The 13,041-nt window shown below is 71.7% G+C and carries 14 protein-coding genes; 8 read left to right on the top strand and 6 right to left on the bottom strand.

The genetic code is table 11. The features are described 5' to 3' along the window. Positions 1-37: 37 nt before the first annotated feature. Entirely contained in the window at positions 38-391 is a 354-nt protein-coding gene (locus ACIBJB_RS38735; RefSeq protein ID WP_398938105.1) for a VOC family protein, read from the bottom strand. Positions 392-449: 58 nt separating this feature from the next. Here ACIBJB_RS38735 and ACIBJB_RS38730 point away from each other — a divergent pair, with 58 nt between their 5' ends. Continuing rightward, a complete protein-coding gene (locus ACIBJB_RS38730; RefSeq protein ID WP_398938103.1) occupies positions 450-1,322 on the top strand; it encodes a universal stress protein in 873 nt (290 codons plus the stop codon). A gap of 2 nt (positions 1,323-1,324) precedes the next feature. Here ACIBJB_RS38730 and ACIBJB_RS38725 read toward each other — a convergent pair whose 3' ends face one another. The 3 genes from ACIBJB_RS38725 to ACIBJB_RS38715 form a co-directional block, all read right to left on the bottom strand. Then, positions 1,325-2,566 carry a DUF4032 domain-containing protein gene (locus tag ACIBJB_RS38725; protein ID WP_398938101.1) on the bottom strand — a complete coding sequence of 414 codons (1,242 nt, stop codon included), beginning with the start codon at positions 2,564-2,566 and terminating at the stop codon, positions 1,325-1,327. A gap of 41 nt (positions 2,567-2,607) precedes the next feature. Beyond that, positions 2,608-3,354 carry an MBL fold metallo-hydrolase gene (locus tag ACIBJB_RS38720; RefSeq protein ID WP_398938099.1) on the bottom strand — a complete coding sequence of 249 codons (747 nt, stop codon included), beginning with the start codon at positions 3,352-3,354 and terminating at the stop codon, positions 2,608-2,610. A gap of 414 nt (positions 3,355-3,768) precedes the next feature. Continuing rightward, positions 3,769-4,398 carry an alpha-ketoglutarate-dependent dioxygenase AlkB gene (locus tag ACIBJB_RS38715; protein WP_398938097.1) on the bottom strand — a complete coding sequence of 210 codons (630 nt, stop codon included), beginning with the start codon at positions 4,396-4,398 and terminating at the stop codon, positions 3,769-3,771. A gap of 115 nt (positions 4,399-4,513) precedes the next feature. Between ACIBJB_RS38715 and ACIBJB_RS38710 the strand changes: the two genes are divergently transcribed. Together ACIBJB_RS38710 and ACIBJB_RS38705 are read left to right on the top strand one after the other, a co-directional pair. Beyond that, positions 4,514-5,140 (top strand): TetR/AcrR family transcriptional regulator, encoded by a 627-nt coding sequence (locus tag ACIBJB_RS38710; RefSeq protein WP_398938095.1) that lies wholly within the window; start codon positions 4,514-4,516, stop codon positions 5,138-5,140. A 17-nt stretch (positions 5,141-5,157) separates the two neighbouring features. After that, on the top strand, positions 5,158-6,831 hold the full coding sequence (locus ACIBJB_RS38705; RefSeq protein ID WP_398938093.1) for an FAD-binding dehydrogenase: 1,674 nt from the start codon (positions 5,158-5,160) through the stop codon (positions 6,829-6,831). A gap of 20 nt (positions 6,832-6,851) precedes the next feature. On the opposite strand, the gene ACIBJB_RS38700 is transcribed toward ACIBJB_RS38705, so the two are convergent. Continuing rightward, positions 6,852-7,202, bottom strand: a complete 351-nt coding sequence (locus ACIBJB_RS38700) for a DUF488 domain-containing protein (RefSeq protein WP_398938091.1) — start codon at positions 7,200-7,202, stop codon at positions 6,852-6,854. Between the two features lie 143 nt (positions 7,203-7,345). Between ACIBJB_RS38700 and ACIBJB_RS38695 the strand changes: the two genes are divergently transcribed. The 5 genes from ACIBJB_RS38695 (at position 7,346) to ACIBJB_RS38675 (ending at position 12,621) form a co-directional block, all read left to right on the top strand. Continuing rightward, positions 7,346-8,737 (top strand): M1 family metallopeptidase, encoded by a 1,392-nt coding sequence (locus ACIBJB_RS38695; RefSeq protein ID WP_398938089.1) that lies wholly within the window; start codon positions 7,346-7,348, stop codon positions 8,735-8,737. Positions 8,738-8,778: 41 nt separating this feature from the next. Further along, positions 8,779-9,522, top strand: a complete 744-nt coding sequence (locus ACIBJB_RS38690) for a L,D-transpeptidase family protein (protein ID WP_398938087.1) — start codon at positions 8,779-8,781, stop codon at positions 9,520-9,522. A gap of 18 nt (positions 9,523-9,540) precedes the next feature. Then, the gene (locus ACIBJB_RS38685) at positions 9,541-10,242 is read left to right on the top strand and encodes a response regulator (RefSeq protein WP_398938085.1); all 702 of its coding nucleotides are present in this window, start codon (positions 9,541-9,543) and stop codon (positions 10,240-10,242) included. Continuing rightward, on the top strand, positions 10,239-12,101 hold the full coding sequence (locus tag ACIBJB_RS38680; protein WP_398938083.1) for a sensor histidine kinase: 1,863 nt from the start codon (positions 10,239-10,241) through the stop codon (positions 12,099-12,101). Before ACIBJB_RS38685 ends, ACIBJB_RS38680 begins: the two co-directional genes overlap by 4 nt. Before the next feature lie 70 nt (positions 12,102-12,171). Further along, entirely contained in the window at positions 12,172-12,621 is a 450-nt protein-coding gene (locus tag ACIBJB_RS38675) for a DUF6098 family protein (RefSeq protein WP_398938081.1), read from the top strand. 63 nt (positions 12,622-12,684) lie between these two features. Here the strand turns inward: ACIBJB_RS38675 and ACIBJB_RS38670 are convergent, their stop codons facing one another. After that, on the bottom strand, positions 12,685-12,939 hold the full coding sequence (locus tag ACIBJB_RS38670) for a WhiB family transcriptional regulator (RefSeq protein ID WP_057611382.1): 255 nt from the start codon (positions 12,937-12,939) through the stop codon (positions 12,685-12,687). Positions 12,940-13,041 lie beyond the last annotated feature (102 nt).

Below are 13,041 nucleotides of genomic sequence, written 5' to 3'. Positions count from 1 at the left end.
GCCAGGCTACGCGCAGGTATGTCTGACCCTGCCGGGGTCAGGACCGGCGCTCGCCCAGCACGCAGAACTCGTTCCCCTCGGGATCCATGAGCGTCACCCAGGACACCTCCCCCTGCCCCACGTCCGCGTGCTGCGCGCCCAGGGCGAGGAGGCGGGTGACCTCGGCCTCCTGGTCGTCGGGGCGGAAGTCGAGATGGAGCCGGTTCTTGGCGGTCTTGGCCTCGGGCACCGGCACGAAGAGCAGTCCCGGCATCCGGTCCTTCTCGGGGCGGATCTCGAACTCGTCGGGGGAGTCCTCGACCACCACCCAGCCCAGCGCCTCGGCCCACCAGCGCCCGAGCGCGGCGGGGTCGGCGGAGTCCACGATGACTTGTTCCCATTCCAAGGTCATTTCGGCAGCGTAGTGAAGACTGGGCTCCGACGTCACCGCAAGACAGGGAGGCCACCGCATGACCCGCCCGATCACCGCAGGGATCGACGGAACCGAGGAGAGCCTGGCCGCGCTGGACTGGGCCGCGCGGGAGGCGGTCCGGCGAGACGTGGCGCTACGGGTGGTGCACGCGTGGCGGTTCCAGCCGTACGAGGGGATCGACGCGGGGGACCGGGACACCCAGGCGGGCTGGGCGCGGGACGCCATGGCCGAGGCCGTGCGGACGGTCACCGGGCGGCACACCGGGCTCGACGTGGACACCGACCTCGTGGAGGGCGGCAGCGTCGACGTGCTGGTCGCGGCGGCGGCCGACTCCGAGCTGCTGGTCCTCGGCTCCCGCGGGCACGGGCCGGTCGTCGGCTTCCTGCTGGGCTCGGTCGGCCAGCAGGTGATCGCCGAGGCGACGCGGCCCGTCGTCCTGGTGCGCGCCGGGGACCAGGCCGCCGCGGAGGCATCGGGACGCGAGATCGTCGTGGGCCAGGAGGGCGAGCCGGAGGACAGCGCCGAAGTCCTGCGGTTCGCCTTCGAGACGGCGGCGGCACGGGCGGCCACCGTGCGTGCCGTACGGGCCTGGACGCTGCCGCCGGTGTTCGCCTACAGCCCCGGCTCGCTGAAGCTCCTGGACGAGGCCGGAGGACTGGAGCCGTACGAGAAGAAGGCCCTGGCCTCGGCGCTGCAGCCGTGGCGGGAACGCTTCCCCGAGGTGCCGGTCGTCGAGCACGTCGAGATGGGCAGCGCGGGGCAGGTGCTGCTGTCGATGACCGCGCGGGCCCAGCTGATGGTCGTCGGACGCCGGGCCCGCCGTACCGCCGTGGGCGCCCGGATCGGATCGGTCGCGCACGGCGTGCTGCATCACGCGGACTGTCCGGTGGCCGTGGTGCCGCACGCCTGAGGTCAGTCCGCGGTGGCGGGGGTGGGCTGGAGCGTCTCCCGGGCCTTGGGGAGGATGTTCTTGATGTAGTCGTCCACCGCCGTGTCCAGGCCGATGTCGTGCTGGGCCCGCTCGGACAGGTACCAGCGGTGCTCGAGGAGCTCGTGGTAGATCTCGGCCGGGTCCATCGACCCGCGCATCTCCAGCGGCACGGCCCGCACCGTGGGCCGGAAGACGTCCCGCACCCAGCGGTGGGCGAGCACCTCCGGGCGGGCCCCGAGGGGGTCGCCCGGAGCGTAGTCGTCCTGGGTGGCCATCCAGCTCTCCAGGTCGTTCAGGAGCCGGCGGGCCTGGTTCTCCTCGGCGTCCAGGCCCGTCAGGCGCAGGAGCTGGCGCTGGTGGTGGCCCGCGTCCACGACCTTCGGCACGAACGTGACCTCGTCGCCGTTCGGCGCGTGCTCGATCTGCATCTCGGCCACGTCGAAGCCGAGTTCGTTGAGCCTGCGGATCCGGCGCTCGATGTAGTGGTACTTGCCCGCCGGGTAGACGGACCTGCGGGTCAGCTCCTCCCACAGGCTGTTGTAGCGCGAGCAGATCTCCATGCCGAACTCGATCGCGTCCACCGAGGGGTGCAGCGCCCCGGACGCCTCCAGGTCGAGCAGTTCGCCGCTGATGTTCACGCGGGCGAGGTCGAGGTCGTAGTCCCGCTGCCCGGGGCTGAGCTGCGGATGCAGGTCACCGGTCTCCGCGTCCACCAGATAGGCGGCGTAGGCACCCGCGTCCCGTCTGAAGAGCGTGTTGGACAGCGAGCAGTCGCCCCAGGCGAACCCGGCCAGATGCAGGCGGACCAGAAGGACGGCCAGCGCGTCCATGAGGCGGTGCATGGTGGCGGGCCGCATGGTCGTCTCGAACATCGAGCGGTACGGCATCGAGCCGCCCAGATGCCGGGTGACCAGCACCGGTTCCAGCGGGGCGTCCTCGGTGTCGGTGCGCCCGGTGACCACGGCGAGCGGATCGACGGCGGGTATGCCGAGCCGGTCCAGGTCGCGCAGCAGTTCGTACTCGCGCAGCGCCGGGCGCTCGGCGAGCTCCTTCACGGCGATGACCTCGTCACCAGCGCGGGCGTAGCGCACCACGTGGCGCGATATCCCGCGCGGCAGCGGGACCAGGACCTCCTCCGGCCACTGCTCCAGCGGCAGCTGCCACGGCAGTTCGAGCAGGAGCGCGGGGTGCTCCGGGTTCGTCGCGCTGATCTGCAGTGCCATCGGTGCTCTATCCTTGCCTGGGCGGTGATCGTCACCTCACCTTAGAGCGCACGGTCCCTGGCCTGAAGTGCCGCTTCACGGACCGGACCGCGGTGTACCGGCCCGTGCCCCGGCAGCAGCACATCGCCCTCCAGCTCGGCGAACACGTCCAGCGACGCCACGGCACGTGCGCGCTCGTGATGGAACATGTCCGGCAGCAGCTGGGGCCCCTTGACCCGCGAGGTCGGGTGACCGCTCACCAGGCCGTCGCCGGAGATCACCACGCCGCGCTCGGGGAGGTGGAAGGCACAGTGCCCGTCCGTGTGGCCCGGCGTGTACACGGGCACCGGACGGCCCGGCAGATCGAGCGTGCCCTCCGCCGGGAACGGCTGCGGGGAGGCGACGGGCACATGGGCCGTGCCGCCCACCCGGATCGCGTGCACCGCCCACGGCAGCACACCTGGCCGCCAGCCGTTCTTCAGGACCGTCCCGACGGACACCTGGTGCAGGAACTCCCGCCGCGCGTGCGGCACTTCGGCCTCGTGCAGGTAGACCGGCGTGCCGTAGGTGCTGCGCAGATACTCGGCGGAGCCGAGGTGGTCGTTGTGGGCATGCGTGATGAGCACGGCGGTGACCGCCTCCGGGGAACTGCCCACCTCGGCGAGGGAGGCGAGCACCTGCTCCCGGTCGCCCGGGTAGCCCGTGTCGACCAGCGTGGCGGCGCTTCCCTCGGTCAGAATCACCCAGTTGGTATTGCTGCCGTGCACCAGATAAGTGCCGTCCGCGACGTGCTGCACGCCTGCGCTCATGATCGCCCCGCCCGATGAGTCCCTGCCCGACGGCACACAGCAAAGCAGACGCTCAGGCGATCCGGAGCGGCGGGTACCGGTCTTCCAGCGGTCAACTTCCTTGGTGACAAGGCTGCCTCCGGCACCGTCCGCGTGGCTGCCGCGCCCGGGGCGCGGCGCCGGACGGAGGGGCCGGCGTCTTCCGTCAGCCTTGAACACCACGGGACTGGCGCGCACCCCGGGCCGGGCAAGCTCCCAGAGACCTGCGCCCCCGGGCTCCCGGCCCGCCCACGCCACGGTTTCGTCCTCCCGGCCCGCCGCCGCAGGGTCTTGTCGCCGGTCCTCCCCGTCCGGCCCCCGGAGGGACGAGGCTGCCTCCGGCACCGTCCGCCGGAGGCAGCCCCCGCGTGCAGCGGAAGCAGCCGCCTCTCTGCCTCAGCGCACGCCGTGCGGGCGGAACTGGATGCTGATGCGCGGTCCCGTGGCGCGCGTGGACTTCGGTACGGCGTGCTCCCAGGTGCGCTGACAGGAGCCGCCCATCACGATCAGGTCGCCGTGTCCCAGCGGCCGTCGTACGGTCCCGGCGCCGCCGCGCACGGGTCGCAGCACCAGGTCACGCGGCGCGCCCACGGAGAGGATGGCCACCATGGTGTCCTCGCGGGCGCCCCGCCCGGTCCGGTCGCCGTGCCAGGCGACGCTGTCCCGGCCGTCGCGGTAGTAGCAGAGCCCGGCCGTGGTGAAGGGTTCGCCCAGCTCCTCGGCGTAATGCGCGGTGAGCGCCTCGCGGGCCTCGGTGAGGACGGGATGCGGCAGCTCGTCGTCCACGTCGTAGAAGGCGAGCAGGCGCGGTACGTCGACGACGTGGTCGTACATCGTGCGGCGCTCCGCCCGCCACGGCACCTCGGCGGCCAGCTGTTCGAAGAGGGGGTCGGAGCCGCCGAGCCATCCGGGCAGTACGTCGATCCAGGCGCCGAAGCCGAGCACGGTACGGCGGATCCCGTCGAGCGGGCCGAGCCGCAGCTGGTCGGTCTGGTCGAAGAGAGAGCCCTGGAGGTGCGCGGTCATGGATCCAGCCTACTCCTTATTCGAATATCTGTTCCATTGAAATCCGTCGAGGTATTCGGCTCTTTCGATGCATCGCTGTATCGGATACATTCGCGTATCGAACGGAGGACCCGACATGGCGACACAGGACACGACCAGACGCGTGACCAGGCGCCGGGTCCGCACGCGCGCCAATCTGCTGGACGCGGCCTTCGCGGTGTTCGCCGCCAAGGGCTTCGGGCGCGTCTCGATCGAAGAGGTCTGCGAGGCCGCCGGATACAGCCGGGGCGCCTTCTACTCGAACTTCGACAGCCTCGACGAGCTCTTCTTCGCGCTCTACCAGCAGCGCGCGGACCTGATCGCGGAGCAGGTCTCCGGGGCCCTCGCCCTCGACGGGCCGGAGCTCGACGTGCTGGCCGCCGTCGACCGGGTCACCGACGTGCTGCTCCTGGACCGGGACTGGCTCCTGGTCAAGACCGACTTCCTGGTGCACGCCGCCCGCGCGCCCGAGGTCGCCCGGACCCTGCTCGAACACCGGGCGCGGCTCAGGCGGGCGGTCGCCGACCGGCTGGCACGCGCACGCGGGCACGCCGGACTGCCCGCCGTGCTGGCCGACGTCGAGGACGCCGCCCACGCCGTGGTCGCCGCCTACGACGGAGTCACCGTCCAACTGCTGCTGGACGGGGACCTCGAGCGGGCCCGTGTCTGGCTGAAGCAACTGCTCACCGCGCTGCTCACCGACGGCAGCGACACCACCGTATGAGGGAAGGGACGGTCGCCATGGATGCCGACGTCATCGTCGTCGGAGCGGGGCTCGCGGGCCTGGTCGCCGCGCACGAGCTCACCAGCCGCGGCAAGAGGGTCGCGCTGGTCGACCAGGAGAACGCCGCCAACCTCGGCGGCCAGGCCTTCTGGTCCTTCGGCGGACTCTTCCTGGTCGACTCCCCGGAACAGCGTCGCCTCGGCATCAAGGACTCCTTCGACCTCGCCTGGAACGACTGGCAGGGCAGTGCGAAGTTCGACCGTGTCGACGACGAGGACTCCTGGGCGGTGCGCTGGGCGCGCGCCTACGTCGAGTTCGCGGCGGGGGAGAAGCGGTCCTGGCTCGAGGGGCACGGGATCAAGTTCCTGCCGACCGTCGGCTGGGCCGAGCGCGGTGACCTCACCGCCCACGGACACGGCAACTCCGTGCCCCGCTTCCACATCGCCTGGGGCACCGGCACCGGAGTCGTCGAGCCCTTCGTCGGGTACGCCAAGCAGGCCGCGCGCGACGGACTGCTGACCTTCTACCACCGCCACCAGGTCGACGAACTGGTCGTCGAGGAGGGCACCGCCCGAGGCGTACGCGGCACGGTGCTGGCCGAGGACAACTCCGCGCGCGGTGTCGCCTCCAGCCGTGACCGGATCGGCGACTTCGAGCTCACCGCCCACGCCGTCGTCGTCACCACCGGCGGTATCGGCGCCAACCACGACATCGTCCGCCGCTACTGGCCCGAACGGCTCGGCACCCCGCCCGCCGAGATGGTCACCGGCGTGCCCGCCTACGTCGACGGCCGGATGCTCGACATCAGCGCCGGCGCCGGCGTCCGCCTGGTCAACCGCGACCGCATGTGGCACTACACCGAGGGCATCCAGAACTGGGACCCGATCTGGCCCGGCCACGGCATCCGCATCCTGCCCGGCCCGTCCTCCATGTGGTTCGACGCGCTGGGCCGCCGACTGCCCGAGCCGTTCCTGCCCGGCTACGACACCCTCGGCACCCTCGAGCACCTGCGCACCACCGAGGACATCGCGGAGCACGACCACTCGTGGTTCATCCTTACCCAGAAGATCATCGAGAAGGAATTCGCGCTGTCGGGCTCCGAGCAGAACCCCGACATCACCGCCAAGGACCGCGCGGGCTTCCTCAAGGAGCGGCTCCTCGGCAAGGGAGCTCCGGGACCGGTCGACGCGTTCCTGCGCAAGGGCGCCGACTTCGTGACCGCCCCGAACCTGGAGCAGCTGGTCGAGAAGATGAACGGGCTGACTGACAAGGCCCTCCTGGACGCCGCTTCGCTCCGCCGCCAGATCGAGGCCCGCGACCTCCAGATCGCCAACTCCTACAGCAAGGACGCCCAGGTGCAGGGCATCCGCAACGCCCGACGCTACATCGGCGACCGGCTCGGCCGGGTCGCCACTCCGCACCGCATCCTCGACCCCGCCGCCGGTCCCCTCATCGGCGTCAAGCTGCACATCCTGACCCGCAAGACCCTCGGGGGCATCCAGACCGACCTCGACTCCCGCGCCCTGGGCACCGACGGCAAGCCCCTCGAAGGCCTGTACGCGGCTGGCGAGGTCGCCGGCTTCGGCGGCGGCGGTGTGCACGGCTACAACGCGCTCGAGGGCACCTTCCTCGGTGGCTGCCTCTTCTCGGGGCGCGCGGCTGGCCGGGCGGCGGCCAAGCAGGTCGGCTAGGGCCACTTTCGCAACAGGCCCTAGGACTCCAGCAGGCGCATCAGCACGGTGGCGTGGCTCCGCTCCGGCGTCTTCGACGCGGTCAGCAGGGTCACGTCACCCTTGCTCGCCAACTCCCGGACCCGGTCGAGGAGTCCGGCCGCCTCGGGATCGGTCAGCTCCGCCTCGTAGCGCTCGGCGAACTCCTCGTACGATCCCTCGCCCGCGTGGTACCAGCGGCGCAGCTCGGTCGACGGGGTGAGTGCCTTCGGCCATTCGTCCACGCGGGCCGCGTCCTTGGACAGCCCGCGCGGCCACAGCCGGTCGACCAGGACGCGCACGCCGTCCGCGGGCTCGGGGGGTTCGTAGACACGGCGGATGCGCACGCTCACGGGCGGCCTCTCGACGAAGGGAGGGAGTGCGTCGGGAGCGTACTGCGCAGCCGGGCGTGACTTGACCTCATCAAGGGTGAGTTGCGGCGGAGGCGGCCTTTAGTGTGAAGCCGTTGCCCACCCCCCGACCGACAGGAGCGCACGTGCCGAAGGCCGTCAGACGCACTTTCGTCCTCGTCACCACCCCCGTCGTCCTCGTGGCGCTGCTCGGGGCTGCCGCAGGACCCCCTCCGTCGACGGGCTCGTCCGGAGCCGGCGATCCCTACTTCCCGCTCGCCGGAAACGGCGGATACCACGTCGGCCACTACGCCCTGACGCTCGGTTACGACCCCGGCAGCGGCCGTCTCGACGGCAAGGCGGTCCTCTCCGCCCGCGCCGGCCAGCGCCTCAGCCGCTTCGACCTCGACTTCAAGGGCCTGACCGTCACCGGTCTGACGGTCGATCACGCCAAGGCCGGCTTCCGCCGCGACGGACAGGAGCTGGTCGTCACCCCGCGGCGCGCCCTGCGCAAGGGGGAACGATTCACCATCACCGTGACCTACCAGGGGAAGCCCGGCCCCGTCACCGACCCCGACGGCTCGCTCGACGGCTGGATCCCCACCGACGACGGGGCCTTCGTCGCCGGGGAACCGCAGGGCGCCATGACCTGGTTCCCGGCGAACAACCACCCCACGGACAAGTCGTCGTACGACGTCACGATCACCGTCCCCAAGGGGCGCACCGCGGTCGCCAACGGCATCCTCCTGTCCCAGCGGACCACACACGGAAAGACGACGTTCCGCTGGCGCCAGAGCGAGCCCATGGCCGCCTACCTGGCCACGGCCACCGTCGGAAAGTTCGACGTGCAGCAGTTCACCACCAAGAGCGGCATCCGGGTCTACAACGCCGTCGACCCGCGCGAGGCCGCCGCGGCAGCCCCGGTCCTCAGAAAGCTGCCCTCCGTCCTGGAGTGGGAGAGCAAGCTGTTCGGGCCCTATCCGTTCCGTGCCGCGGGCTCCATCGTGGACCGCGCTCCGAACGTCGGCTACGCCCTGGAGACCCAGAGCCGTCCGGTCTACGACCGGGCACCCGACCTGAGCACCCTCGTCCACGAGAACGCCCACCAGTGGTTCGGCGACTCCGTCTCCCTCACCTCGTGGAAGGACATCTGGCTCAACGAGGGCTTCGCGACCTACGCGGAATGGCTCTACACCGAGCAGCACGGCGGCGACAGCGCGCAGAAGACCTTCGACGGCCTGTACGCGAAACCCGCGAGCGACGACTTGTGGGAATTCCCGCCCGGCGACCCCGGCAGCGGCGCCAACATCTTCGGCACCCCCGTCTACGCCCGTGGCGCCATGACCCTGCACGCACTGCGCACGCGTGTCGGCGACCGCGCGTTCTTCCTGATCCTGCGCGCCTGGGCGTCCGGGCACCGCGGCGGCAACGGGACCACCGCGCAGTTCCAGCGCCTCGCGGAACGGGTGTCGGGGAAGGACCTGGACGGCCTGTTCCAGACCTGGCTCTACACACCCGGTAAACCGAACCAGCCCTAGAACCTGACCAGTTCCTTACAAGTGTCGGCCAGAGTCGTTCCATGATCACACGCAGAACCCACGTGGCCCTGCTCGCCGCGTCCCTGCTTCTCACCGGATGCGGCGGCGGTGCCGTGGCCAGCACGGCGGGCACGCCCACGCCGTCCGGGGAGCCTTCGAGGACCACTCCCGCGCCGGAGATGTCCGTCGAGGTCGCCCCCCAGCAGATACCCGGGCTCGGTCCGAAGACGTGGGCGAAGGTGCCGGCCGACGCCCGACAGGCCGTCGTGGTCACCGGGCGCGGCCGCGACTCGTCGGCCTCCACCGTGGTCCTGTACGAGCGCACCGAGGCCGGCTGGCGGGCCGGTGCGAGCTGGCCCGCGCACAACGCCCTCAAGGGCTGGACCGACCACCACCTGGCGGGCGACCTGCGCTCACCGACCGGCGTCTACACCCTCACGGACGCCGGAGGGCTGCTGAAGGACCCCGGCACCAGGCTGCCGTACGACCGCGGCGTCGGCTTCACCGCACCCGGCACGGGCTTCGAGGGGGAGCCGCTGGCCGGTTCCTTCGACTACGTGATCGCCATCAACTACAACCGGCAGCCCGGGACTTCACCCCTCGACTGGACCCGGCCCCTCGGCGCGGGGCGCGGCGGCGGGATATGGCTCCACGTCGACCACGGCGGACCCACCCACGGCTGTGTGAGCGTCGCCGAGGACCACATGAAGGAGCTGCTCCTCACCCTGGACCCGGACCTCCATCCGGTCGTCGTCATGGGCGACACCAGGTCCCTGGCCCGCTGAGCGCTTAGGATCCGCCGGGTGTGCGCACATGTGCTGGTTGCCGAGGACGACGAGATGCAGGCCGAACTCATACGGCGCTCCCTGCTCGCGGAGGGCCACACCGCCACCGTGGTCCACGACGGGCGGGCCGCCCTGGACGCGGCCCGGCGGCTGGCCCCCGACCTCGTCGTCCTGGACCTGATGCTTCCGGTGATCGACGGCTTCGGAGTGTGCCGGGTGCTGCGCCGCGACGAGGACATTCCCGTCGTGATGCTCACCGCGCGGTCGGAGGAGGACGACGTCCTGCTGGGCCTGGAGCTGGGCGCCGACGACTACATGACCAAGCCGTACAGCCCGCGCGAACTGATGGCCCGTATCCGGACCGTCCTCAGACGCAGCGGACGGGGCGCGGCCGCCGACCCGCCCGAGGATCCCGTCGTGCGCGCCGGAGGCCTGGCGGTCGACCCCGTACGGCACGAGGTGCGCTGTGACGGGGCGCCGGTGGACTGCACGCCGGCCGAGTTCGAGATCCTCCTCGCCATGGTCGCCGAGCCGGAACGGGTCTTCTCGCGGCGGCAGTTGCTGGAGGTCACCCGGGGCACCGACCGGGCCTCCACCGAACGGGCCGTGGACGTGCACGTCATGAACCTGCGCCGCAAGATCGAGGCCGACCCGCGCCGGCCGGTGCGGCTGCTGACGGTGTTCGGCGTGGGCTACAAGCTCAGCGGCGGCCGCGGATGAGCGCTCGGAGGCCACCGGACCAGACACCTCCGCACCATCGCATACCCCTGCACAAGCGGCTGCTGGTCCGCCTGCTGATCACGTCCGGGCTCATCGCCGTGTGCTCGGTGGCCGCGACCGCCTGGCTGGCCGTGGCGACCACCACCCAGGCCCTGCGCGAGGAACAGGGGCTGGCGCTCGCCGACGACATGGAGGTGCTCGCCGAGCTCAGCGGATACGCGGCGACCCACCCCGACTGGACGGGAGTGGCCGCCACCGTGCGGGAGCTGTCCGCCAAGACCGGCCGGCGCATCGCCCTCGTCACCCCCGACCGCAGGACCGTCGCCGACTCGGCTGCCCGCGGCACCGCCCTGCCGCCGAGCGCCGCCGCCACCGTCGACCCGCTGCGCACCGACACGTTCAGCGAACGCGGCGCCCAGGTCGGTGGCATCGACCCGCGGGTGGTCGGGCCGTACCGGCTCACGAAGGGGGAGCGTGCCGAGATCGACGTCAACGCGCGCAAACGCCAGTCCTGCTTTGCCCGGTACGGCATCGAGACGACCATCGTGCACACCCCGAGCGGCCGGGCGGTCCTCACCGAAGCGGACAGCTCCGTGCAGCCCTCCTATGTCCCCGACGCCTGCGCCGACGGTGTCCTGAACACGCCGATGCCCACGGAGCAGAAGGCCCTTGACGCACTCCAGGCAGGGGCGCACGCCTGCCTGACCCGTTATGGCCTGCGCGCCGACACACCGCTGAGTGTCGGCGTCGGGCGCGCGGGCGACGACTTCCGGTCCCCGTCGCTGGCGCCCGGGTTCGTCAAACAGGGCGCGAAGGAGGCACGCGAGTCCCAGGCCTGCCTCGACGACGCCCGCCGCGCCCAGCTCGACCCGTACGTGGCCCCGGTGGCCGAACTCTTCCTGGGTACCGGGGACACGCCCGCCGTGCTGTTCGACATGTCCCCGGCCAACAAGGCCAAGGTCGTGGGCACCGCGGGTCTCGTGCTCGCCGTCACCGTCGCCGCGACCGCGCTGGTCGCCACCCGGCTGGTGCGCCCGCTGCGCGCGCTCACCGCCGCGGCCCAGCAGCCGCCCGAACTCCATGTGCGCGTCCCCGTCACCACCCGCGACGAGACCGGCATCCTCGCCGCGGCCTTCAACGACCTGACCGAACGCCGTGAACGCCTGGAAGCGCAGCGCAAGGCGATGGTCAGCGACATCGCCCACGAACTCCGCAGCCCGCTCACCAACATCCGCGGCTGGCTGGAGGTCACCCGGGACGGTGTCGTCGACCCCGACCCCGCCCTGCTCGCCTCCCTGCACGAGGAGGCCCTCGTCCTCCAGCGCGTCATCGACGACCTCCAGGACCTCGCCGCCGCCGACGCCGGCACCCTGCGCCTGCACCGGGAGCCCGTCCGCTGCGACGAACTCCTCCAGCAGGTCGCCGCCGCCCACCGCGTCACCGCCGGCGCGGCCCGGGTCGAACTGGGCACCGACCTCGACGGCGAGCCCTGGCTGGACGCCGACCCGCTCCGGATGCGGCAGGCGCTCGGCAACCTGGTCTCCAACGCCCTGCGCCACACCCCGGCCGGCGGCACGGTCACCCTGTCCGCGCGCCGGGACGGCGACGACATCGCCCTGGCGGTCGCGGACACCGGCACCGGCATCGCGCCGGACGACCTGCCCCACGTCTTCGACCGGTTCTGGCGCGCGGAGAAGTCCCGCAGCCGTCGTACCGGGGGATCGGGCCTCGGCCTTCCCATCGTCCGCCACCTGGTCGCCGCCCACGGCGGAACGGTCGAGGCGACGAGCGAGCCCGGCGTCGGCAGCGTCTTCACCCTGCGGCTGCCCGGGGGCCCGGCGCCTCAGCCGTACCCATGATTCTCTTCGTGGCGCGCGGGTACCCCGTATGCCTGCGAAAGCAGAGGTGAAAGGAGAGGGAGGTCGGGACATGAGCGTGTCGGACGGGTTGCCGGTGGTGCGGACACTCGCTGAACTCGGGAGCCTGACCGAACGGCACGGACAGCTGTACGTCCGCTGGTCGCGCGGCCCCGAGGTCGATCTGGCCGACGTGTCCAGCACCGACGAACTCACCGGCGTGTCGCTCCCGGGACTGTCGGCGAACCCGCTCGACGTGGAGGAGTGGTGGCAGGGCCGGCCCGTGCAGCTGTGGGTGGCGCGCCGCCTCTACGACTACTCGCACCTCCCGCACGAGAAGGGCCCGGACGTACGCCCTTGGGTCCTCCAGGGCCGCGAGCGGGGCCGGGGTCCGGACAACGAGCCGCTCGTCACGGACGTGCGGCCGATGTGCTGGATCGACCCCCAGGTGATCGACGAGGCACGGACCGAAGTGGAGCGGCAGGAGAACTCCTGGGGTCCGCTGCGCCGCACGGGCCGCTGACCGGGCCCGGTCGCCGCGCGTGGCGTCGACCGGGCCCGATCGTCGGACCCCGTGCGGACCCGGTCAGCCGGACCTTCTCCGCGCTGCGGCCGCGCGCCGGGCGAGTGCCCGGCGTTCCGTCTCGCTGGTGCCGCCCCAGACGCCGATGCCCTGCCCGGTGTCGAGGGCCCACTGAAGACACTGCTCCTGGACGGGACAGCGCCGGCAGACGGACTTGGCCTGCTCCGTCTGGACCAGCGCGGGGCCGGTGGTGCCGATCGGGAAGAAGAGGTCCGGGTCCTCGCGGCGGCACGCGGCATGGGTTCGCCAGTTGTCCATCAAAAGTCACCTGCGATCGAAGTCGAGTGCCCTCGTGCATGCCTTACTCGGTTTCGGGTCACCTGTCGATGCGCGGTGAAACAATCGGGTCCTGTGGGACGC

It is taken from the genome of Streptomyces sp. NPDC050759 (genome assembly GCF_044456945.1).
Lineage (GTDB): Bacteria > Actinomycetota > Actinomycetes > Streptomycetales > Streptomycetaceae > Streptomyces.
The sequence above is the reverse complement of the archived record's forward strand: the minus strand, read 5'-3'. Positions and strand labels throughout refer to the sequence as shown.

Coding starts and splice junctions, on each gene's coding strand:
- ACIBJB_RS38675 (WP_398938081.1), top strand. CDS start 12,172: ATGAGCGTGTCGGACGGGTTGCCGGTGGTGCGGACACTCGCTGAACTC.
- ACIBJB_RS38735 (WP_398938105.1), bottom strand. CDS start 391: ATGACCTTGGAATGGGAACAAGTCATCGTGGACTCCGCCGACCCCGCC.
- ACIBJB_RS38725 (WP_398938101.1), bottom strand. CDS start 2,566: ATGGCACTGCAGATCAGCGCGACGAACCCGGAGCACCCCGCGCTCCTG.
- ACIBJB_RS38705 (WP_398938093.1), top strand. CDS start 5,158: ATGGATGCCGACGTCATCGTCGTCGGAGCGGGGCTCGCGGGCCTGGTC.
- ACIBJB_RS38720 (WP_398938099.1), bottom strand. CDS start 3,354: ATGAGCGCAGGCGTGCAGCACGTCGCGGACGGCACTTATCTGGTGCAC.
- ACIBJB_RS38680 (WP_398938083.1), top strand. CDS start 10,239: ATGAGCGCTCGGAGGCCACCGGACCAGACACCTCCGCACCATCGCATA.
- ACIBJB_RS38690 (WP_398938087.1), top strand. CDS start 8,779: ATGATCACACGCAGAACCCACGTGGCCCTGCTCGCCGCGTCCCTGCTT.
- ACIBJB_RS38730 (WP_398938103.1), top strand. CDS start 450: ATGACCCGCCCGATCACCGCAGGGATCGACGGAACCGAGGAGAGCCTG.
- ACIBJB_RS38715 (WP_398938097.1), bottom strand. CDS start 4,398: ATGACCGCGCACCTCCAGGGCTCTCTCTTCGACCAGACCGACCAGCTG.
- ACIBJB_RS38710 (WP_398938095.1), top strand. CDS start 4,514: ATGGCGACACAGGACACGACCAGACGCGTGACCAGGCGCCGGGTCCGC.
- ACIBJB_RS38670 (WP_057611382.1), bottom strand. CDS start 12,939: ATGGACAACTGGCGAACCCATGCCGCGTGCCGCCGCGAGGACCCGGAC.